This is a genomic window from Pirellulales bacterium (genome assembly GCA_035656635.1).
GTDB lineage: Bacteria > Planctomycetota > Planctomycetia > Pirellulales > JADZDJ01 > DATJYL01.
Genome location: DASRSD010000031.1, coordinates 1 through 22,527, shown reverse-complemented (window position 1 = coordinate 22,527; position 22,527 = coordinate 1). Strand labels below are relative to the sequence as shown.

18 protein-coding genes are annotated in these 22,527 nt (G+C 56.4%); 10 read left to right on the top strand and 8 right to left on the bottom strand.

The features are described from left to right. Positions 1-158: 158 nt before the first annotated feature. From VFE46_02365 to VFE46_02345, 5 genes are all read left to right on the top strand, one after another. Positions 159-1,196 (top strand): 3-deoxy-manno-octulosonate cytidylyltransferase, encoded by a 1,038-nt coding sequence (locus tag VFE46_02365; GenBank protein ID HZZ26826.1) that lies wholly within the window; start codon positions 159-161, stop codon positions 1,194-1,196. A gap of 230 nt (positions 1,197-1,426) precedes the next feature. Then, complete coding sequence (locus tag VFE46_02360) at positions 1,427-1,915, top strand: hypothetical protein (GenBank protein HZZ26825.1); 489 nt, start codon at positions 1,427-1,429, stop codon at positions 1,913-1,915. Positions 1,916-2,035: 120 nt separating this feature from the next. Next, complete coding sequence (locus VFE46_02355) at positions 2,036-3,661, top strand: CTP synthase (protein ID HZZ26824.1); 1,626 nt, start codon at positions 2,036-2,038, stop codon at positions 3,659-3,661. Positions 3,662-3,719: 58 nt separating this feature from the next. Continuing rightward, a complete protein-coding gene (locus tag VFE46_02350; GenBank protein HZZ26823.1) occupies positions 3,720-4,184 on the top strand; it encodes a DUF1844 domain-containing protein in 465 nt (154 codons plus the stop codon). Positions 4,185-4,585: 401 nt separating this feature from the next. Next, positions 4,586-6,628, top strand: a complete 2,043-nt coding sequence (locus VFE46_02345) for an ABC transporter ATP-binding protein (protein ID HZZ26822.1) — start codon at positions 4,586-4,588, stop codon at positions 6,626-6,628. A 404-nt stretch (positions 6,629-7,032) separates the two neighbouring features. Here VFE46_02345 and VFE46_02340 read toward each other — a convergent pair whose 3' ends face one another. Continuing rightward, positions 7,033-7,518 carry a division/cell wall cluster transcriptional repressor MraZ gene (locus VFE46_02340; GenBank protein HZZ26821.1) on the bottom strand — a complete coding sequence of 162 codons (486 nt, stop codon included), beginning with the start codon at positions 7,516-7,518 and terminating at the stop codon, positions 7,033-7,035. A gap of 339 nt (positions 7,519-7,857) precedes the next feature. Continuing rightward, on the bottom strand, positions 7,858-9,270 hold the full coding sequence (locus tag VFE46_02335; protein HZZ26820.1) for an excinuclease ABC subunit UvrC: 1,413 nt from the start codon (positions 9,268-9,270) through the stop codon (positions 7,858-7,860). Positions 9,271-9,383: 113 nt separating this feature from the next. Here VFE46_02335 and VFE46_02330 point away from each other — a divergent pair, with 113 nt between their 5' ends. Beyond that, the gene (locus tag VFE46_02330; GenBank protein HZZ26819.1) at positions 9,384-10,646 is read left to right on the top strand and encodes a TlpA disulfide reductase family protein; all 1,263 of its coding nucleotides are present in this window, start codon (positions 9,384-9,386) and stop codon (positions 10,644-10,646) included. 129 nt (positions 10,647-10,775) lie between these two features. Here the strand turns inward: VFE46_02330 and VFE46_02325 are convergent, their stop codons facing one another. After that, entirely contained in the window at positions 10,776-12,695 is a 1,920-nt protein-coding gene (locus VFE46_02325) for a phospho-sugar mutase (protein HZZ26818.1), read from the bottom strand. A 156-nt stretch (positions 12,696-12,851) separates the two neighbouring features. Here VFE46_02325 and glmM point away from each other — a divergent pair, with 156 nt between their 5' ends. Continuing rightward, entirely contained in the window at positions 12,852-14,198 is a 1,347-nt protein-coding gene (glmM, locus tag VFE46_02320) for a phosphoglucosamine mutase (protein HZZ26817.1), read from the top strand. 7 nt (positions 14,199-14,205) lie between these two features. Continuing rightward, complete coding sequence (locus tag VFE46_02315; protein HZZ26816.1) at positions 14,206-15,258, top strand: oligopeptide/dipeptide ABC transporter ATP-binding protein; 1,053 nt, start codon at positions 14,206-14,208, stop codon at positions 15,256-15,258. Here VFE46_02315 and VFE46_02310 read toward each other — a convergent pair. The 5 genes from VFE46_02310 to VFE46_02290 all read right to left on the bottom strand — a co-directional run bounded on the left by VFE46_02310 (position 15,255) and on the right by VFE46_02290 (position 19,572). Then, the gene (locus VFE46_02310; GenBank protein ID HZZ26815.1) at positions 15,255-15,635 is read right to left on the bottom strand and encodes a hypothetical protein; all 381 of its coding nucleotides are present in this window, start codon (positions 15,633-15,635) and stop codon (positions 15,255-15,257) included. The two genes, VFE46_02315 and VFE46_02310, sit on opposite strands and share 4 nt — an antisense overlap. 22 nt (positions 15,636-15,657) lie before the next feature. Further along, positions 15,658-16,269, bottom strand: a complete 612-nt coding sequence (locus tag VFE46_02305) for a non-canonical purine NTP pyrophosphatase (GenBank protein HZZ26814.1) — start codon at positions 16,267-16,269, stop codon at positions 15,658-15,660. A 191-nt stretch (positions 16,270-16,460) separates the two neighbouring features. Continuing rightward, positions 16,461-17,657, bottom strand: a complete 1,197-nt coding sequence (locus VFE46_02300; protein HZZ26813.1) for a hypothetical protein — start codon at positions 17,655-17,657, stop codon at positions 16,461-16,463. Positions 17,658-17,846: 189 nt separating this feature from the next. Then, positions 17,847-19,166: a tRNA (N(6)-L-threonylcarbamoyladenosine(37)-C(2))-methylthiotransferase MtaB gene (gene mtaB / locus VFE46_02295; GenBank protein ID HZZ26812.1), complete on the bottom strand. Its 1,320-nt coding sequence runs from the start codon at positions 19,164-19,166 to the stop codon at positions 17,847-17,849. Between the two features lie 40 nt (positions 19,167-19,206). Then, entirely contained in the window at positions 19,207-19,572 is a 366-nt protein-coding gene (locus VFE46_02290; protein ID HZZ26811.1) for an ATP-dependent Clp protease adaptor ClpS, read from the bottom strand. A gap of 138 nt (positions 19,573-19,710) precedes the next feature. Here VFE46_02290 and VFE46_02285 point away from each other — a divergent pair, with 138 nt between their 5' ends. Next, positions 19,711-21,084, top strand: coding sequence for a dipeptidase (locus VFE46_02285; protein ID HZZ26810.1), 1,374 nt, complete (start codon positions 19,711-19,713; stop codon positions 21,082-21,084). A 136-nt stretch (positions 21,085-21,220) separates the two neighbouring features. Next, positions 21,221-22,504: a serine--tRNA ligase gene (serS, locus tag VFE46_02280; protein ID HZZ26809.1), complete on the top strand. Its 1,284-nt coding sequence runs from the start codon at positions 21,221-21,223 to the stop codon at positions 22,502-22,504. Positions 22,505-22,527 lie beyond the last annotated feature (23 nt).

Genomic DNA, 22,527 nt, shown 5'->3' with positions numbered 1-22,527 from the left:
GGACTAACAAGCATATTCTATCTTCTTGCCGCCAAAAAGCTTGAGCTATTTTCGCAGGCCAAAAACTGCCGACAAAACCGGTCCACTTGTGCTGACCTGTCGGAATGTGCTGTTTTCGGGATAAAATGGGGGAGCATTTCGCTCAAGGAGGAGCTTTCATGTCGATGGCCCAAAAGAAATCGGTGGCGCAATTTGGCCCAGTTGGCGGGCGCAAAACGGACCCCAGCGGCGCGGAACATGCGCTTCGCAGCCGGATTGTGATTCCCGCTCGGTTGGCTTCCACCCGGTTGCCTCGCAAATTGCTGCTTTGCGAAACCGGCAAGCCGTTGATTCAACACACTTATGAGGCGGCACAGCAATCCCAGCGCGCCGGTTGGGTGTGTGTGGCTGCCGATTGTGAAGAAATCGCCGCCGTGGTGCGCGGCTTCGGGGGCGAGGCGCTTTTAACCAGTCCCGATTGCGCCAGCGGCACGGACAGGATTGCGGAAGTGGCGCAGCAGTTGTCCGACGTAGATATTTTCGTGAACGTGCAAGGCGATGAGCCGGAGCTGTCTGGCCAAGCAATCGATTTGGTGGTGGCGTTGTTGGAGCGGCATCCGGCGGTGAACATGGCCACGCTGGCCACGCCGATTCGCAGCCAAGAGAAATTGTACGATCCAGCCTGTGTGAAGGTGGTGATGGCCGAGCTGAGGGAGCAGGGCGCAGGGGACAGGGGAGAGCTGGAAGGCAGAAAGCAGAAGGCAGAAAGCAGAAGGCAGAAGGGAGGAGGAAGAAGGGAGGAGGAAGAAAGCGCCAGTGGGCATTCCCCATTCCTCATTCCCCATTCCCCAATCGACTCAAAATCGCCGCCTGCTGCCTACCGCGTACTGCCTACCGCCTACCGTGCCCTGTATTTCAGCCGTGCGGCAATTCCCCATGCCCGGGAATGGCGGAACGAACTGCTTTCGGCCCAACCGCCGCATTTCTTCCAGCATTTGGGGCTGTACGCCTATCGCCGCGATTTTCTTCTGCAACTGGCCCGCTGGCCGCGCACTCTGCTGGAGCGGCTGGAAAATCTGGAGCAACTACGTGTCCTGGAACATGGAGAGGATATTCTTGTGGGCCTTGTCGACGAACCGACGATCGGCATCGACACGCCCGCCGATTATGCCGCTTTCGTCCAGCGATTTCGGGCTCAGTCGGAAAGCCGCCGGTAATTTTGGTGGTCGCCTAATTTGGCCACTCAGTGATGTAGCGACGGCTGTCCTCAGCCGTTTTTGTTCGAGAAAACAGCAGGCGTCTGGGGACAGACGCCACTACATTTTTCAAATTAGGCGACCACCGTAATTTTGCGAGGCTTGTTAAAACGCCCGCCGCAATCGAAAATACAATTGGCTGGTTTCACGGGCTTTGCGGTCCGGTTACATTCTTTCCGAGGAGTATCCGTATGAGCGGCAGCTATCGATCCGCGCTGATTTCGAGCTTCGTGGCGGTGATGATTCCGATCTACGCCGCAGCCATTAGCTTGGCCGCCGATGCCCCTAGCGGCGATACAGCCAAAGCCGATGCAGGCGCGGCTGATTTGAAAGTCATCAAGCCGGAAGAAGCCAAAGATTACGAGGGAAAAGACGTCGTTGTGGAATTTCAGGTGGTGAACGCACGAGAGCTCGGCACGGGAATATGCTTTTTGAATTCCAGCAGCGATTTTAACGATCCGGGCGCCTTTACCGCAGTCATTTCTGCCAAGGGACTCAGCGAATTCAAAAAAGATTCCAAGACGGAAAAGCCCGCGGATTTTTTCAAAGACAAAAAAGTTCGCGTCACGGGCAAAGTGTTGGTCTATCAGAAGGATAAAGATTCCGCGAAAAAGTTTGAGATTAAAGTTGACTCGCCCAAGCAAATCAAAATTGTGGAAACCGATGCTCACAAATCCTGAGCGTATGCGCTGCCATTTTCCAGCGATTTTTGCGGACCAATTGACGAGCCGCAGGGTGATGAGTTCTATTTGAGCCGTGGATGCAGGACGCAATATAATTTCTTTGCAATGGAATTTGCCATGAGTAAGCACATTTTTGTGACCGGCGGGGTCGTTAGTTCGCTCGGCAAGGGCTTAACCAGCGCCAGCATCGGGCTGCTCTTAGAAAGCCGTGGCCTGGCCGTGCGGATGCAAAAGCTCGATCCGTACATCAACGTCGATCCCGGCACCATGAGCCCCTACCAGCACGGCGAAGTCTACGTGCTGGATGACGGCAGCGAAACCGACCTCGATTTGGGCCATTACGAGCGTTTTACGCACAGCCCGCTCACGCGCGATTCGAATTACACAACCGGCCAAATTTACCTGAGCGTCATCAACAAGGAGCGGCGCGGGGAGTTTTTGGGCAAAACCGTCCAGGTCATTCCGCACATCACCAACGAAATTAAAAGCGTGATTCACAAACTGGCCGACGACACGGTCGACGTGGTCATTACCGAAATCGGCGGCACGGTGGGCGATATCGAAAGCCAGCCGTTTTTGGAGGCCATTCGCCAATTTTCGCTCGATGTGGGCAAGGAAAACTGCCTCTACATTCACCTCACGCTGGTTCCCTATTTGAAGGCGGCCAGCGAATTGAAGACCAAGCCCACGCAGCATTCGGTCGGCCTTCTGCGGCAAATTGGTATTCAGCCCGATGTATTGGTTTGCCGAAGTGAACGAGCGCTTTCGCGGGAAGATCGCGAGAAAATGGCGCTGTTTTGCAACGTGCCGATCGAGGCGGTCATCGAGGAGCGGGATAAGGATTTCTCGATTTACGAAGTGCCGCTGAGCCTCAAGGAAAACAAGCTCGACGATTTTATTTGCCGTCGCTTAGGCTTGAGCGCTCCGCCCGCCGAAATTGACGACTGGCGCGATTTGCTGTTTCGGTTGCGCAACCCGGAGCACGAGGTTTCCATTGCCGTCGTGGGCAAATATGCCGAGCACCGTGACGCCTATAAATCGATTTATGAGGCGCTGGATCATGCCGGCATTCATCATCGGACGCAAGTGCGCATACAAAGCATTCAAAGCGAATTGATTGAGCACGAAGGCCCGGAGCGGTTGCTTTCCGGCTTCGACGGCGTGCTGGTGCCCGGCGGATTTGGCGAGCGCGGCATCGAAGGAAAAGTGGAGGCCATTCGCTTTGCCCGCGAGCGCGGCATTCCGTTTTTGGGCATTTGCCTGGGAATGCAGTGCGCGGTCATTGAATTTGGCCGGAATGTGGCGGGGCTGACGGCTGCCCATTCGACCGAGTTCAATAAAGACACGCCGCATCCGGTGATTTGCCTGTTGGACGAGCAGAGAACGATCACCGACAAAGGGGGCACCATGCGGCTGGGCGCCCAGGAAGCACATTTGGATCCGGCCAGCAAATCGCTGCAATGTTACGGTTCGGAAACCATTTCCGAGCGGCACCGGCATCGTTACGAGTTCAACAACGCCTACCGTTCGCAGTTCGAAGCGCACGGCATGCTAGTGGCCGCGACCAGCCCCGACCATTCGCTGGTCGAGATTATCGAACTGCCCGAGCATCCCTGGTTTGTGGCGGTGCAGTTTCATCCGGAATTCAAGAGCAAGCCGACGGAACCGCATCCATTGTTTGCCGGCTTTGTGGGCGCGGCCGTGGAAAAACATGCCACGGGGCAATGGACCACCACGGGGTGAAAACAATGTCGAGTGGGGGATGTGGAATGGGGATGCATGAGCTACCAAATAAGCTGCCATGAGCAACGATTCCGACAAGTCAAAAATTATTATCGACGAAGATTGGAAAACGCAGGTTCAGGCGGAAAAGGAAGCTGCCAAATCGGGACATGCCCCTGAGAATATGCCGGCGACAGCTTCGAGCGCTCCCATAGCCTCGGGCTCCGCCGAGAATCAATCTTCAATCGAATCGAATTCGCCCGAACTGCCGGACTTCGATTTGCCCCCCGCTTCGCTTGTTTTTTTGTGCACCACGCTGGCTACCCAAGCCATGATTGCACTGGGGCAAGTGCCCAACCCGATTTCGGGCAAAACCGAGCCACGCTTGAAACAAGCCAAGCACTACATCGACACGCTGGGCATGCTGGAAGAAAAAACCGCCGGCAACCGCACCGCCGACGAATCGGCATTATTTGATGATTTGTTGCACCAACTGCGAATGGCGTACGTGACGATGCAGAGCGAACCGGCCAACAAATCGTAGTTCGTGGTAATTTCACCCAGAGGCTAATCGCTACTACGCCGTGAAGCTCCTTCGCTACGAGTTGCCGGCGTTTTGATAGACGAGATAAGTTTACAGACATAAAGGTCCGAAGATTGGTGGCCCATCGCACTTACGACGACGAGGGCCAGCAAACCAACCATTTTCGAGATCACGTTCAAATTCACGCGCTCCGACATTTCTTGGACAATAGCTCGCCACTTGGGTGCATCGGCTGCAAATTAATTTCGAAAATAAAGATCAAATCAAGATTCTTCCCACTGACGGAAATAACTTGCCGAGCCCTCCGTCGGCGACAGGCAATTAAGCGATTGGGCCATGTCCCAAATATGGAATTGGCTTGAATGCCTCGACTTGATTCCGGAGCCGCCTACAATTAGTTCATGCACAAAAACTCGGCAGAAACATCGGCTAATCAATCCTTTGCCGCGCCATTGCTGCCAACCGGCGAAAATCCGCCAAATTCCAGTCGCTTACGATTTGAACAATATCGTCAGAAAGTCAAGCAAAAGGATCTGCCAACAGGTGGAATTCATTCGTCCGGCAATTCCCGCAACGCAAAAGATCGAGTGCGTTCGGCCGCTAAACTTGCCTGGCACTTCCTTCGATTGCTAATCCCTTATCGCCTACAAACATTTTGGATTCTTACGTCAGCGGCGGTTGCAACCCTGATTGGACTGCTGCCGCCAGCGGGAACAAAGTTCATCATCGATTATGGCTTGAATCACAAACCGGTGCCTGAACGTTGGCTGAAATGGTTTCCATCGCTTTCCGATCCGAAACAGCTATTGCTGATGACGGTGTTGGCGGTTTCGTTGATCTCGCTGGTTAAGATTGTGATTCAGGTTTGGGGGCGCTGGTATGCGACCAAAATTTCCAAGCAAATTCAGTTGAACCTTCGCCGTCGGGTGTTTGAACATGCCGTACGATTGCCGCTGCATCGTGTTCAAGAAATTCGTTCCGGTGGAGTGGCCTCGATCCTGCGGGAAGACGGCGGCGCGGTGGGCGAGTTAATGTTCGGCATGCTGTTCAATCCTTGGCAGGCCATCATTCAACTTGCTGGCAGCCTTGCGATATTAGCTTGGGTCGATTGGACGCTGCTTTTGGGCGCCATCGTGCTGCTGCCGACGGTGTTCATCACTCATCGCGCATGGATCAACAACATTCGGCCTCAATTCCGTGTGATTCGCAAGCAGCGAGAGCAGATTGACGCCAGTGCTACCGAATCTTTTGCCGGCATGCGAATCGTGCGCGCCTTCAGCCGGCAAAAACGCGAGGCGGCTCGGTTCACGACCGAAAATAATCTGATGGCTCGCCAGGAACTGTACGCATGGTGGTGGATGCGGGCGGTCGAAACGGTCTGGGCGGTCTTGATTCCTATCGCTAGCGCCGGGCTGCTTTTCTACGGCGGATTGCGCGTGCTCGATGGTCACATGACGGTGGGCGATCTGATGATGTTTTTGGTTTATTTATTGATGCTGCTGGAACCGCTTGCCACGCTGGCACAGAGTGCGACGCAATTTCAAAACAGCCTTAGCGGATTGGATCGGGTGCTCGATCTGTTGGGGGAATCTCGCGAGATGCCGTCGACGCCCGATTCATTGAAAGCCGATCATCATTTGATTGTCGGGCAAATTGCACTTGAGCATGTGTCATTTACATACCCCGGCTCCGACCATCCGGCCCTGACTGACGTCAGCCTTTCGGTGCCGGCGGGCAAGACGGTCGCATTGGTCGGCCCCAGCGGCGCCGGAAAAACGACGCTCAGCAATTTAGTGGCTCGCTTTTATGATCCACAGTCCGGTCGCGTGACCCTGGATGGGCGAGATTTGCGCGACTATGAAGTTGAATCGTTCCGCTCGTTGCTTGGAATTGTTGAGCAAGATGTATTTCTGTTCGACGGAACGATTGCTCAGAACATTGCCTATGCGCGACGCGATGCAACTGCTGACGAAATCCGCACGGCTGCCGATGCCGCCAATGCTTCGGAGTTCATCGATCGCATGACCGACGGATTGCAAACATTGATTGGCGAGCGGGGCGTGCGACTTAGCGGCGGCCAACGGCAGCGACTAGCCATTGCCCGCGCAATCCTGGCGGACCCCAAACTACTGATTCTCGATGAAGCGACCAGCAATTTGGATACGGACAGCGAGCGACTTATTCAGCAAAGCCTAACAAGTCTGATGCGCGGCCGAACCAGTTTCGTGATCGCCCATCGATTGAGCACCATCTCGCGTGCGGACTTGATCGTCGTTATTGAAAACGGCCGTATCAGCCAAACTGGAACTCATGCGGAACTGATGTCCAAAGGCGGCAAGTATCGCGCCATGGTGGAGCAGCAAATCCACATGACGCTTGGGAATATCACTACCGAATCGGTGACCGACTGTTTCTCCAACCGTGAACCGCTTGTGGTACATTGACGAGAAGCTGGAAATCGATGTGTTCAATGTGGGAATCTTGAATAACCACCGTATTGGGCACGGGTGAGACCCGGGTGCCATGACTGGCGGTGGAGAACTACTTGGTCAATCGCAGTTAGTGATTCCCCGAGCAGGATATACGCTTCTGAAACTCTAACCTGCATTCCGCGCTCACAAAAAGAGCCATGCCCGGCGAAAGGAAAATTGGCATCCGTGCCAACGAGCCCAATCCCTGGAAACTTAATTCCCGACCGGGTGACACGGACAGGGATTATCTGGGTTCCTCTTCGTACCGGGCATGGCGTTGCGGGCAGAACGGTAACTTCGCAGGGCGATAACTAAACTGCAGGGCAGCGGTTGCTTGTGAGTTGCGATTCCCGGCTGCGACAAAACCGGGTGCAGTTTTAGCTCGTCAATTGATCGAACAATTGCTGGAAGCCTGGCAGCTGAGCTTCTAAATGATTCCGCCAAGCGACGGGATTCCAAATTTCGACACACACGGCGGCTCCCACTATGGCGACTTCGCCGCCGGGCGCCACTTGCAAGAATTCGCGAAAGCCTTCGGGAATAAGCAATCGACCGCGGCCCGCCACCTGAACCTCCTTGTGCCGCGTCGAAAGCATGCGTCCAAGCGATTGCACTTCCGCGAGCTTGCCTTCCAATTTGCCCGCTTTCATTTTGGCTTGCAGCAAATCGACGGCCGATTTCAGCCGCTCTTGCCAGCCGGCCTGCGGCCACAGGCTGAGGCAGCCAGCACGTTCCTTGACCAACACATAGTCCGATCCGTGCGCCGCCAAGGCGTCGACCAATTCCTGTGGAATGGATAGCCGAAACCGCTCGTCGAGCGTGCGGGTAAATTCCCCTTGTAAAAATTCTCGCGGAGCAGGCATGGAAGGGATGAACCGAAACCATGGTCCAGGCACGAGTCCGTTCAAAAAAGTTGAATCACGTATTGGGTATGTTCCCCATTTATTTGGCAATTTAAAACCAATAATGGGTTAATTTCCCACGGCGGCGACAGTTTAGCAAGCGTATTGAACCTGACAAGTACCCTGGAGCAAAAAATTCTCTATTACCGGAAGATGCCGTCGCCCTTTTTCTCGCACGCCGATAAAAAACCTGCGGCATACGCAATTTCAAACGCAAATCAGCGAGATTTCGCGAGAAAAAATTTCAACCATCGACAGCATCGAGCAAGGTTGGTCATTTTTTGACCAACTCCGGCGATGTTACTCACCCAGCGTCGATTTCCGCCGTAGCAAATGGTGATAATGCTGGGCAAAGCGGTGCGCTTCGTCGCGCACATATTGCAACAGCCGCAAAGCATACGAATGGCGGCTCAGACGGAGCGGTTCATCCTGACCTGGCAAAAAGAGCTCTTCTTCCCGTTTGGCAATGGATATTAGCGTGGGGGGCTGAATTCCCAATTCGGTAAATGCGGCCACCGCCGCGCTCAATTGCCCTTTGCCGCCGTCAATGAGCAGCAGATCGGGAAACACTTCGGCTTCGTCGTGCAGCTTGGCAAACCGGCGGGCCACCACTTCGTGGATGCTGCGAAAGTCGTCGATTCCTGGCACGCCCCGAATGCGAAATCGCCGGTAGCCCGGCTTGAACGGCAAGCCATCGATGAATTGCACTAAGCTGGCCACGGTTTCGTCGCCGCCCAAATGAGCAATGTCCACGCCCTCGATGGTCCGCGGCGTACCGGGAAGCTTGAGCACTTTCTTCAGGCCGGCCAATCCTTTTTTGGGATCGATGAAAAACACCTCCGGCTGCACGTTTTCGTCCAGCTCGCCGCGATTATCGAGCGTTTCCAGCAGATGAATTTCATCTCGCAGTCGGGCGGCTTTTTCGAACCGCAAATCGGCGGCTGCCTGTTGCATTTCGGATTTCATTTCGTCGAGCAATTGCTTCTTTTTTCCTTCCAAAAACATCCGCAAGCGGTGAATGTCGCGGCCGTAATCCTCCTTGGAAATCCGTAAATTGCACGGCGCGGTGCATTGGTTGATGGATGCCAGCAAGCACGGCCGGAACCAGCGCCATTTTTCGTCGCCATCGTCAATATCCAGGCTGCACGTGCGGAACTTGAAAATCTTTTGCAATACTTGAATGGCGCCGCGCAAGCCGCCGGCGCTGGCGAACGGTCCATACAGCTTGGTGCCGCGGCTGGCGGGCTCGCGCGTGAATTCAATCCGCGGAAAATCTTCCCGAGTGTAAATTTCCAGGTACGGAAAAGTTTTGTCGTCTTTGAGATCCTGGTTGAATTTGGGCTGAATATCCTTCACTAATCGGGCTTCGACCAGCAGGGCGTCGACTTCGCTGTCGGCGGCAAGAAAATCAATATCGTGAATTTCGCGCACCAATTCCGCCGTGCGGCGCTCCTCGGCGGCCGCCTTCAAAAAGTAGCTGCCTGCCCGGGCGCGCAAGTTTTTCGCCTTGCCGACATAAATCACTCGGCCGGCGGTATCTTTCATCAGGTATACGCCGGGCGTGGTGGGAAACGCCCGAACTTTGGCCAGCGCGGCATCGAAGCCACCGGCAGCGGCATTCGCCGGCGTCTCGGCCGGAAGTTCAGAGTCGGCTGGGGAATGGTTGGGCATGTTTTCCACAAAAAATCCTTCACGGCGGCCGGGATTGGCCACCTAGAAAGTTTAGCGTGCCGGGTCGATTTGGGCACGCTCTGCTTGACCGGCTTTCCGCGGTGGCGGAAAATTGCGACATTGTCGCCCGACCCATTCTTCCGGAGAGCGCAGCCATGTTTCGACATTTTACACCGGCGAAATTTGCAGCCATGTTTACGCTCGCCGTGGTTCTGGCGATTCCCATTTTAGCCGCCCGGGCAGATGACAGTTCGCCCGATTTCAAAGCCACCCCGGAAAAATCGAGCCCCGAGAAATCGAATTCAGACAAAACGAGCTCGGAAAAATCGGCCCAGGCGAGTCCGAATAGCGAAAAATCGAAGCCCAAGGGCAATCCGTATCTTCCGCGCACGGGAATGTCGGTCGAAGATTTGCAAGCCTACATCGAGCGGATGCAAGAAGCCCCCGATTCAATCCGTGGTCGGCCCGGCTTTGCGGAGGGGATGGCCGTGGCGGCTCAGCGGATTTTGGATACCGATCCCAAAGGCAGCCTGCGGACCTTTGCCGTAATCACGCTGTTAGACAGTTTGCACCAAGAAGCCGACAGCGATGGGAACGCCGACGCAGATAAAGAATTGGGAGAACGGGCTGCTAAATACGCCTCCGATGCCGATAAAAAAATTGCCGCCGATGCCGCTTTCTATGTCTTGGAACAGCGCGTATTGAAATCCGACGACCTCAGCCCCGATAAGCTGCCGGCGCTGCTGGAGGAAATTAAAACGGCGCTGAAGGGACAGCAGTTGGACGCCAAGCATCTGCGGATTGCCTCGGCCACGGTGCGCGTGATCAATCGTTTGAAAGATGACGCCACGGCCACCAAGTGGCTGATCGAATTCGGCCAATTATTTGCCGCCAGCAACGATCCTGTGTTTTCCCGTTACGGGAAAAAGATTCTTCGTGCGGTCACTCCCGATGCTGAGCAAGCCCAGTGGGCTGGCAAGCCGATGGAATTGTCTGGCACGACCGCGGAGGGTGGTAAATTCGACGTGGCCCAATACAGCGGCAAAGTAATTGTCGTCGATTTTTGGCACAGTCAACATCCGCCCAGTACGGAGCTGATTTCGGAATTAAAAAAACTTTACAAGCAAAATCACGAACAGGGCTTAGAGGTGGTGGGCGTAAATTTGGACGAAGACATTCCTGCCTTAAATAGCTATCTCGACAAAGAGAAGCTTCCCTGGGTAAACCTTGTCGGTGAGGAAAAAGACGGCCAACTGCAATTTCCGCTGGCCGAGAAGTACAAAATTCAATCGCTGCCGATGGTGTTTCTCGTCGGTAAGGACGGCAAAATTGCGCTGGTCGGCGACGGCAAAAATTTAGCGAAGCAAATTGAAAAACTGCTGGCAGGCAATTCGTCGGCTAAGCCAGAAGCAAAGTGATTTTCTGTTGCGTGGCATATCGATTCCACTAGGGTGGCTGGGGTCAACGAAGTGAGCCCCAGTGCCCAGGCTTCCGGGGGCTCGGCGGCTTCGACCCCGGCCACCCAAAAATTGTTCGCCAAAATGAAATCAGGCATTGCCGGCGAAGGCCGAAAGATCGGCCTGCATTTTTTGCAGGCGTGCGGCGCACTCGGCCTTAGTGTCGTCTAAGTTGGCAATTTGCTCGGCGGGCGCAAACGTGAACATGTAGAACTTCACTTTCGGCTCCGTGCCCGAGGGGCGTACCGCGACGTAATTTCCGGCGGCAGTTAAATCGAGCATCACCATATCGCCCGGCGGGCCGGAAAATTTTTCCGGCGCTTGGCCGAGGGCGAATTGCGTCAGCGATTGGTAATCTCGCATCCGGCGAACTTGAATGCCTGCCAATTGCGTTGGCGGGGTGGACCGAAAGCGGGCCATTAGTTTTTGCATATCTTGCATGCCGGCCGCACCGGACATCGTCAGCGAAAACTGAATTTCGCTGTGATAGCCGTATTGCCAATACAAGGCATCGAGTTGCTCGTGCAGCGTCTTTCCCTGCGACTTGCAGGCGGCGGCCAATTCCGCCAGCAGCATCGCGGCCACCGCGGCATCCTTATCTCGAACATGCGTGCCCACCAAATAACCATGCGATTCCTCGCAGCCGAACACAAACCGCTCGGGCCCAGCGGCATCGATTTCTTGCCCAATCCACTTGAAGCCTACTTGCAAATTTCCGTGCGTTTGCACGCCAAAGTGCTCGGCAATGCGGCGAACCATTTCGGTTGTCACGAGTGTTTTCACAACATAGTGCTGGGGCGAAAGCGTGCCGGCTTTTTTGCGGGCTGCCAAAACGTATTCGGCTAATAGCGCGGCCAGTTGATTGCCGGTGAACGGCTTCCACTGAGAATTGAATGGGGAATGGGGAATGGGGAATGGGGAATTTAATTGGTCGCTTGCCTCCGTTGTCTGCCCTCGGCTTTCTGCCTTCTGCATGGTTAACGGGGCCGCGGCGCCTAAGCGATCGCAATCGGGATCGCTGGCCAGGATGACGTCGGCGCCAGTTTGCTGGGCGCGCTCGATCATGCTGTTGTACACGGCGGGATTTTCCGGATTCGCTACGTGGCCCGGCACGTTTGGAAAATCGCCATTGGGCTCGGCCTGCGGGGCGAACAACTCCACCTCTTGGAATCCATCGGCCTGGAGCGCCGGCAATACGGCCGATGCCCCGACCCCGTGCAAAGGGGAATAAATGATTTTTAATTGCCGCGGGCCAGGCAGCGCTTGTTTATGTACGGCGGCAATGAAGGCAGCATCAACTGCGTCCTGGCAATACACCACTTGGCCGGCAGCAAGCGCCTCGGCAAAGGGTTTGCGGCGGATTACGTCGACATTCATCACGCGATCGATAATTGCTTTATCGTGCGGCGGCAATACTTGCACGCCACCTGCCCAATAGACTTTCACGGCGTTATCACTGGGCGGATTGTGGCTGGCCGTGACCATGATGCCGCAACTGGAATTTGTGTGCCGCACGGCAAACGACAATTCCGGCGTGCTGCGAAAGCCATCGAGGAAAAACACTTTGAACCCGGCGGCAACCATCACTTCGGCACACAACTCGGCGAAGTGACGTGAACGGTGGCGCGTATCGTAGGCGATGGCGCAGGAAAGGGACGGTTTCGTACAGTTAGCCCCCGGTGATTCACCGGGGGCTAAATAAGCAGCCACATAATCGGCCACTCCTTGGGCGCTTTCGCCGATGGTGCGATCGTTGATGGCATTGGAGCCGACCGGATACATTTTCCCGCGCCGCCCGCCTGTGCCAAACGGAATGACGGTCCAAAACACATCGTCCAGTTCTTTCCACCGGCCGGCCGCAATTTGGGCGGCCACTTCCGCGGTGTAATCGGCATAGCGCGGCTCGGTCAGCCAGCGGCGAATCATGGCGGCGGAATCGGCGGTCAGTTGCTTTGCGGCGGCAGCCTGATCAAGCTGCGCCAGCGCCGCGGTAAGATCGAACGTCGACATAGTTATTTACCGCCATATGCTCGTGAATCGAACAGCAATTGCAATTCCTGGATTCCTGGATTCCTTATAAACTTTGCCTGGCGTCGGTACAATTGGCGCCAGAAGCAATTTCAATCGTGTCGTCAGCGACGCGGCTAAAAGCGAACAAAAATTCCAATGGCCGAGCCGATCATTAGCATTTCCGGGTTGCGTGGCATCGTGGGCGAAAGCCTGACGCCGGAAGTGGCCGTGCGCTATGCCGCCGCTTTCGCTTCCACGCTGCCGCCGGGGCCCATCGTGCTGACTTACGACGGCCGGGCAAGCGGTCCGATGCTGTTGGAGGCTTTGACGGCCGGCTTGTCGAAATTGGGGCGCGAAGTCGTCAATTTCGGTGTCGCCGCCACGCCGACCACGGGCGTGCTGGTGCGTCAGATGAAATCGCCCACCGGCGGAATTCAAATTTCCGCCAGCCACAATCCGCCCGAGTGGAATGGATTGAAATTGTTTTCTGCCGAGGGGCGTGTCATTCCCGCCGCTATGGGCGAAAAAGTAATGCACAGTTACCGCCAGAGCAACTCGGCGCCAAATTCACCGTTGCCGCTCGGGAAAGTACAGCGCTTAGAAAATTCGTGGGGGCGACATCTCGAACTGGCATTGGCGACCGTGAATGTTCCCCGCATTCGTCAGCGGGGCGTGCGTGTGCTGCTCGATTCCAATCACGGGGCGGGGAGCGTCCTCGGTAATTTACTGTTGCAACACTTAGGATGCCAGATAACGCTGCTGGGCGGAGAACCGGATGGACAATTCGCACATCCGCCGGAGCCGACGGCAGAGAATTTGGCGAGCGGGCTGAATAAAGTCGTCGAGCACAAATGCGATATCGGTTTTTGCCAAGACCCCGATGCCGATCGGCTGGCCGTCATCGACGAAAATGGCCGGTACCTCGGCGAGGAATACACGCTGGCCATTTGCGTGAATCACGTGTTGGGCGAGCGGCCCGGGCCGGTCGTGACCAATTGTTCCACGAGCCGCATGACGGAAGATCTGGCCAAAAAATACGGCGTGCTGTTTTTTCGCTCGGCGGTGGGCGAAGCTAATGTCATCGATGCCATGCTCAAGCACGGCGCAGTGCTCGGCGGCGAGGGAAATGGCGGCGTGATTGATCCGCGGGTAGTGCTGGTGCGCGACAGCTTCACTGCCATGGCGATAATTTTAGATGCTATGGCCGCCCGCGAATTGCCTGTTAGCGCCTTGGCCGATGAACTGCCACGCTACGAAATTTGCAAAACGAAAATTTCGCTGCCCAAGGAAAATCTGGCCGCGGGGTTGAATGCACTTCAGCGGCATTTTCAAGCTGCAAAGGCCGATCGCTTAGATGGCCTGCGGCTAGATTGGCCCGATCAATGGCTGTTGGTCCGCGGCAGCAATACGGAACCCATTGTGCGTGCCATTGCCGAAGCGCCAACGATGGCACAGGCCCAGCGGCTTTGCCTCGAAGCAACCCAAGCGTTGCAAAACACGTAGGACGTACATGTCCAGCACACTTACTAACCCGCAAGCGGCAATCGTTCCTTCCGGCCAAGACCCGCTTTTGGAAGTGCGCGATCTGAAAGTGTATTTCCCCTTTCATCGTGGACACATGTGGCACAAGGAGCGTGGCTTTGTTCGGGCGGTTGATGGAGTGAGCTTTACGGTCCGGGCAGGCGAAACGCTCGGCCTGGTCGGCGAATCGGGCTGCGGAAAATCGACCACGGCTCGGGCGATTTTGAATTTGCTCCATTCCAGCGGCGCCGCGGTGCAAGTCAGTGGGCAAGTGCTGTGGCAAGGCCAGCGGATCGACGAGCTGGGCGATGCCCGCATGCGGCCTTTTCGGCGGCAAATGCAAATGATTTTTCAGGACCCGTTTGCGTCGCTCAATCCGCGGATGACGGTGGGAGCCATTGTCGCGGAGCCGATGCACATTTTTCGCCTGCATCCGCCCAAGCGGCGCAAATTGGAAGTGCTGCGGCTACTCGATATGGTCGGCCTCAATCCGCGGTATTTGAACCGCTATCCGCATGAATTTTCCGGCGGGCAGCGGCAGCGGATTGGCATTGCCCGGGCGCTTGCGGTCAACCCGAAATTGATTATTTGCGACGAGCCGGTTTCGGCGCTGGATGTTTCCATTCAGGCGCAGGTGATTAATTTGCTCACCGATTTGCAGCGGCAGTTGGGATTGGCGTATGTGTTCATCGCGCACAATTTGTCAGTGGTGCGGCATATTTCCGACCGAATTGGCGTAATGTATTTGGGACGCATCGTGGAATTGACCGATGCGGCCACACTCTACCGCCAGCCATTGCATCCTTACACCAAGGCCTTGCTGTCGGCAGTGCCTATTCCCGATCCGGCCGTGGAACGAGAGCGGCGGCGGACGGTTCTGGCTGGCGATGTCCCTTCGCCGGACCGCGTGTACCCGGGCTGCCGGTTTGTCGATCGCTGCCCCATTGCCGAACCGCCTTGCCAAACCATCGATCCGCCATTGGCTGGCGCCGAACACAAGGTGGCGTGCTTGGTAGCCAATCGAGAGCGGGGCCAAGCTTAGCCCCGCTCGCCAGATCGGGAAGCGGCCTGTTCCTTCGCCTGGCGCAAAACGCCGCAGGTCATCCAAGCGATGACCGCATACAGCGCCGAAAGTGGTATCAGCACGCCGACCACGCAAGCGGGGAAATAATCTCGCAACAGCACCAATAGCGGCGGCTCGGGGCTTTTGGGCACCACACGCTGCACTGGCCCGTGAGTGCCGTCTTGTTGCGCCGCTTCGGTCCGCCACTGGTTCCAATCCGCCTGCGATTGCGGCGTGCTAAGGGCGGGCACCATGCTTTCATGTACCATAAACATGGCCACCAAAACCGCCGCGGCAAATACGAAGTAACCGATGACCAATAAAGCGATCGCAATTTTAGAAGTGCCCTGGGACATGGCGCGGCGTGGGATGGCAGATTTATTTCCACTTCCCATTATCCACCAATCGCAGCATGGCGGGAATAAGCTGACGGATGGCCCGGGCGCGATGGCTGAGTGCGGCTTTTACCGCCGGGCCAAGCTCGCCGAACGTGCGATGATATTCCACAATTTCAAACAGCGGATCGTACCCGAAGCCCCCGGCGCCGGCGCCTTCAAAACGAATTCGCCCGTGACAATAGCCTTCCGCTTCGGCCCGAATGTGGCCTTGGGGATCTGCCAGGGTGGCGTGGCACACATAATGGGCCGTGCGCTTTTCCAGCGGCGTTTTGCCGAGTTTCTCCAGCAGCAAGCGATTGTTCGATTCGTCGGTTGCGCCGGCGCCGGAAAAGCGGGCGGAATAAACTCCCGGTGCGCCGCCCAAGGCATCGACAGCCAAACCACTATCTTCGCCAAGCACCCAGCTTTGGAGATGCATCGCCTGCTGGCAAGCTTTCAACGCAGCGTTGGCGGCGAAGGTTTCGCCATCTTCCACCACCTCAATCGCGTTGGGAAAATCGGCCAGCGTTTGGAGCTGAAAGCCCCAGGGCTCGAGCAATTCGGCCAGTTCCAAGCCTTTTTTGCGATTATGCGTGCCGAGAACAAGTTGCATGAGGAGCAAGCTGCCGGCGGGAGGCAGCCGACCGTGCGAAGGAAAGCATATGCGGAGAGAGCAATCTCAAGCCTAAATCAAGCTAGTGGATTGCAAGCAATTCAACAAGAGTTGGCAAGCGATGTTTTTCACCTGTTGCGGCTTAACGCTTGCAGCCCGCTGTCTGCCGCCCGCTGCTCGCTGTCTTCCGCCTACAGCTTAGCGTGCATTGCCCGTTGATAATCGGCGCTAATGGAGCGCCGCGGCACTTCGATGGGCTTGGGAGCCAGATCGAGCAAAATCAAATCTGGCGCTTTGCGCACGCTGGCTGGCGTTCCGGCCGGATAGTTTACGTCAATCGCTTTGCCCGTCGGCTGCATCGCTCCAACCGTCAGTGCCTGGTTGTTGCCAAATGTATTGACGATTTCCTGCACCCGCGGATCGAGAACCAATTTGCCATCGGCCCCGACCGTGCCCAACTGCTCGAAGCTTCCCACGCAAACGATGCTGCGGTCACGATCGTGGAATTCGTAGGCGTCCCACATGCGGTTGCCAAACTGGTTGGAGTGCAGCCACGCAGCCAGCCTGTGTGCTTTCTCCGCAGCTTCCACCAAATGATCGGGAATCGATTTGCCTTTTTCCGCTTCGGCAATTTTCTTTTGATCGATGACCACCGAGCCCGTGAACGTGGCGATGCATATCGAAAACCGGCCCGGGCAATCGAGCAGGCAATTGGGCACGTCCTTGTTCATGTCCAACACAAGCTTGTCGACCCCTTTGCCGGAGAAATACTCCTTCGGCAGCAGCGGATTGGTCACTACCATGGCCAGCCGCATCGGAGCTGTTTTACTGCTGTCGCCGCTTTGGGGGCCGTCGCCGGCGGGAAACATTTGGTCGGGATGAATCGAAGCCGGTTGCAGCTTTTTGATTTTTTTGAGCATCGATTGCGCGGCCGGGTCATCGACGGTGTCGAAATTTCCCACCAGCACCGCGGTTTCCTTGATCACGCCCCCTTGCTGATAGTGCATCATTTTGGGAGTGCCGTCGGGATTGAATCCCAGCCCGCGCTCCGGCTTAGTGAAATCGAACGTTCGTTCGTAGCTGTAAGCCGGCAGCCGGTTCTTGGAACGCAACTCGTACACCAACTGCTGGGCCTGCTCGCTCGATTTATCGCCGCGAAAAGTGTACGCCAAAATCATCCACGGGCCGTTCGCTTGGGCGATGGGATAGCTGTTGCCCTGCGCCGCGTCGATCTTTTTAAATGGCAATAGCGTGTCCCACGGCGAGGCCGCTTGGGCAGCGCGCGGGGCGGCGCAGGCAATGACCCAAGCCAACGCCGCAAGTGCTAGCACAAGGGGCGTAATTTCCGCCCAGCGTTGAAAAAATAAAAGCTTGCGTGAACGGTTCATGGCGATTGGTCCTGGGACCATGAAATTAGAGACGGCCAATATCGACGGGGCGAGCTCACGAGTGTGAAGCGGGATGCCGCCGGATTCTTATAAAAATGGGGTGGAAGTGTAACGAATGGCCGCAGGCCGTTCCAGACCGATTTTGTGCAAAACCGGGGAGTGGGACAATTTGCACATCGCCCGACGGTATCAGTCGGGCGATTCCGCCTGAATCCGGCCGCTGACCACGCTGCCGGCACGCACATCGGCAAATTGCTTCCGCATGGAAACGTCGCCGGGCAATTCCACGGGGGCGTAGCGGCAGGCGGTGCCAACCATGAAGCCAGGTTTATCGGCAAGGAGCGATTCAATCAGCACTCGCAATCGCAGGCCGCACAGAGAATGGTAGTAGCGGTCCTGCAGTTCGGTTTCCACTGCCGCCAGTTGTTCCAGCCGAGCCGTTTTTACACTCGGCGGCACTTGCTGCGCCATTTCTGCGGCCGGCGTGCCCCGTCGTGGGCTGAACGGAAATTGATGGATTTTGGAGAAGCCGATTTCGCGAACCACTCGCAGCGTGTCTGCAAAATCGGCATCGGTTTCGCCAGGAAAGCCCACGATTACATCGGTCGTGAGCGCCGGCCGGTCGAGCGTGGCCTGCACTAGCCGGCAGCGATCGATAATTCGCTTGGAGCACCAGCGGCGGCGCATGCGGCGCAAAATTTCATCCGATCCGCTTTGTAATGACACGTGCAAGTGCGGGCAAACCTTGTCGGGATAAGCGGCCATCACCGCAATTAACTCCCGTGTAACTTCCGTGGCTTCAATACTGGAAAGCCGCACGCGGAAATTGCCCGGCAGCTCCGCGATTTGACGCACCAGATCGGCCAGGCGAATCCAGCTTTGTTTTGGCCGGTCGCGATTCCATTCCACCCCGTAGTGGCCCAAATGAATGCCGGTCAGAATCATTTCGCAATAGCCGCTGGCCACCAGCCGCTGCACTTCGTCCAAAATGTGCGCCACCGGCCGGCTGGCAAAGTGCGGCCGCACTTGGGGAATAATGCAAAAACTGCAGCGTAGCAAACAGCCGTCTTGCACTTTCACGTACGCTCGTTGACGGTTGGCAAAGGTGCTGATGCCCGTGGGCACATCCACAATGCCGAAGCGGCCCAACAGATCGGGCAGTTCGCGCTTATCGGTTACCACTTCGGCCACCCCGGGGAGTGCGGCGATTTCCTCCGGGGCGCGGGTCGCATAGCAGCCCATCACCACAATCCGGGCGCCGGGGTTGCGCGCCGCCAGTTGCCGAATGGTTTGCCGGCTTTTGGAATCCCCTTCGTGCGTAACGGTGCACGTGTTGACGAGGCACAAATCGGCTGGCTCATTCCCGACTGCATCTTGATACCCAATGCCGGCCAGCGCCTGCCGCACGAATTCGGTTTCGTACTGGTTGACTTTGCAACCCAGCGTAACAGTGCGCAGGCGAGGGCCGGAATTCGCAGTGCGATCAAGGAGCGTTGCCGTGGTTGTCATTCCGCATTCCCCATTCGACATTCCCCATTCCCCACTCGCGCTACTCCGCCGGCTCAATGCTGGCCGACATCGAGCCTTTGCAGCCGGCGATTAAATCGTCCTTGCCGAAGGCGTGAATTTGGTCGCGCTTCAGTTCGGCATGTTCGCGGGTTGTCGTCAGCACAATCACTTTGCCTTGCGTATCGACTTCCGTGGCAAGTTGCATTCCTTTTTCGATCGGGTGGCCGAACAGTTTTTGCATCATGTTGATGACGTAGGCGTAGCTGTGGTCGTCGTCGTTCCACAGAATGACGTTGTACGGCGGCTGCCGCTTGGGCTTTTTCTTTTTGTCGGCCGATTTTTTAGGCGCGACTTCGACAGCCGGGGCCTCAGCGACAGCGGCAGCAGCAGATTCTTCGGCGGCCATGCAAATCGTCCTTACTGCCCGCGAGCGGAATTTCCAAACCAACGAGCGCCCCAATAGGCGCTTTTGCCCTTCACAGAGTATTATTGCGGCTGTCCCTTGCCAAGGGCAACGTGGTAGCAACGAAAACGGGAAGCAAGAATGCCCAATCTCGACGATTATTTAGCCGCCAATTCCGGCCGCTTTGAAGACGAACTGTGCCAGTTGCTGCGCATTCCCAGTGTGAGCGCCGATAGCAAGCATAAACCCGACGTGCGCAGTGCCGCTGGTTGGGTGTTAAAGCAGTTCCAATCGATGGGGTTGAAGGCCGAATTAATCGAAACGGCCGGACATCCGCTCGTCTATGCCGAATCGCCTCCGGTGCCCGGTGCGCTCACGGTGTTAGTGTATGGTCATTACGACGTGCAGCCGCCCGATCCGCTCGATCAGTGGATTTCGCCGCCGTTTGAGCCCACGCGCCGTAACGGCAACCTGTATGCCCGAGGCGCGACCGACGACAAAGGGCAAATGTTCACGCACGTGAAAAGTGCGGAGGCCTGGCTGAAAACCGCCGGCCAGCTTCCCGTGCAATTGAAATTTTTAATCGAGGGGGAAGAAGAAGTCGGCAGCGAGAATTTGTATACGTTCATCGACAGCGCGGCGGATAAATTGCGCTGCGATGTGGCCGTGATCAGCGATTGCAGCCAGTTTGGCCCCGGTCAGCCGGCCATCACCTATGGCTTGCGCGGCCTGGCGTATTTCGAATTGCGCCTCGCTGGCCCGAAGCAAGATTTACATTCCGGCACCTTTGGCGGGGCGGTGGTGAACCCGGCCGTGGCGCTGGCGAAAATCATGGCGGCTTTGGTCGATCAACATGGCCGCATCACTGTGCCCGGTTTTTATGACGATGTTTTGCCGCTAACCGATCTGGAACGCAAGCAATTCGCGTCGCTGCCGTTTAATGAAGCGGAGTTCAAAAAGCAAATTGGCGTCAGCGCTGTCGGCGGCGAGGAAGGTTACACTACGCTGGAGCGGCGCTCCGCTCGGCCCACCTTCGACATCAACGGGCTGACCAGCGGTTACCAAGGCGAAGGAGCGAAAACCATTTTGCCAGCCAAGGCGAGCGCCAAATTCAGCTTCCGCCTGGTGCCGAATCAGGATCCGAAAAAAATCAGCCAATCGCTGGAAGCGTATGTGCGGAAATTGTGTCCGGCCGGCGTGACGATGGAGCTGATCGATTTAGGCGGCGCGCCCGGCGTGGTGGTGCCGCTGGAAAGTCCATATGTGGCCGCAGCCAGCCGCGCCATTGAGCACGGCTTTGGAAAACAGCCGGTATTTATGCGCGAAGGGGGATCGATTCCCGTCGTCTCCGACTTTCACAAAAAGCTGGGAGTCGATACGCTGTTGCTCGGCTGGGGCTTGGACGACGACAACACGCACAGCCCGAACGAAAAATTTTGCTTGGCCGATTTTCACCGGGGCATAAAATCTAGCGCTCGCCTATGGCAAGAGTTGGCGGCGGTGAAAACGAAATAATTTTTCGCGCAGAGGCGCAGAGGACACAGAGAAAATAAATTAGCTGCAAAAAACGATGATATTTCGGACCTTCACCTGAATTTACTCTGCGACCTCTGCGCCTCTGCGCGAAAAAAACAATTCACATTGAGTTACTATGCTGGATCGAAAGTTTGTTGTTGAAAATGCAGCGATCGTGAAGGAGAATTGCGCCAAACGGGGGGCAAAAGCCGATGTCGATCGCTTTTTGGCCAATGAATCCGAGCGGCGGAAGGTGCAGGCGAGCATCGAGCAGCTTAACCAGCAGGCCAATGCGGTCAGCAAATCGATCGGCCAGGCCAAAGACCCGGCGGAGCGCGAAGCCCGCAAGGAAGAAGGGCGCCGCCTGCGGGATTCGGTAACGGCCGCCGGCGAGCAATTGAAAAAAATTGCCGACGAAGGGGACGACATCCTGCGGCAAATCCCCAACCTCACGCATCCCGATGCCCCCATCGGTGGCGAGGATGCCGCCCGTGAAGTGCAGCGCGGCAAAACGCCGCTGCCGAAATTCAATTTCAAGCCGCTCGATCACGTGGCGCTGGCTGAAAAATTGAACCTCATTGATTTCGACGGGGGCGCAAAAGTCACCGGCCACGGTTTCTACTTCCTCAAAAATGACGCCGTGCTGTTGGAGCTGGCGCTGCAGCAGTACGCGGTGGATAAATTGGTGCGCGAAGGTTTCACGCCGACCATCACTCCCGATTTGGCCCGCAACGAAATTCTCAGAGGCATTGGCTTCATTCCCCGCGGGCCGGAAACGCAAATTTACAGTGTCGACGGGACTGATCTCAGCCTGGTGGCCACGGCGGAAATTACCTTGGGCGGTTTATTGAGCGACACCATTTTGGAAGCCGAGCAGTTGCCCATCAAAATGTGCGGCATCAGCCATTGCTATCGCACCGAAGCCGGTGCCCATGGCAAGGCGACGCGCGGCCTGTACCGAGTGCATCAATTCACGAAGGTAGAAATGTTCGCCTTCACGCTGCCGGAGCAGAGCAACGACATGCTGGATGATTTGTGCCGCCTGGAGTGCGAAATTTTCGACGGCCTGGGCATTCCCTACCGAGTGATCGACACGGCCAGCGGCGATTTGGGCGGCCCGGCCTATCGCAAGTTCGATTTGGAAGCGTGGATGCCTGGCCGCGGCGAAAGCGGCGAATTCGGCGAAGTGACCAGCACCAGCAATTGCACCGATTATCAGGCCCGGCGGCTGGGCATTCGCTTCAAGCACAAAGGCGAAAAGGGCACGCACTTTGCCCACACGCTCAACGGCACGGCCGTGGCCATTAGCCGCGGCATCATCGCCATCTTAGAGAACCATCAACAGCCCGACGGCAGCGTGATTGTGCCCGAAGTACTCCGCAAATGGATGGGCAAAGACTGCATTGTGCCTGCGAAATAAGAATCTGAAATAACCACGGAGAC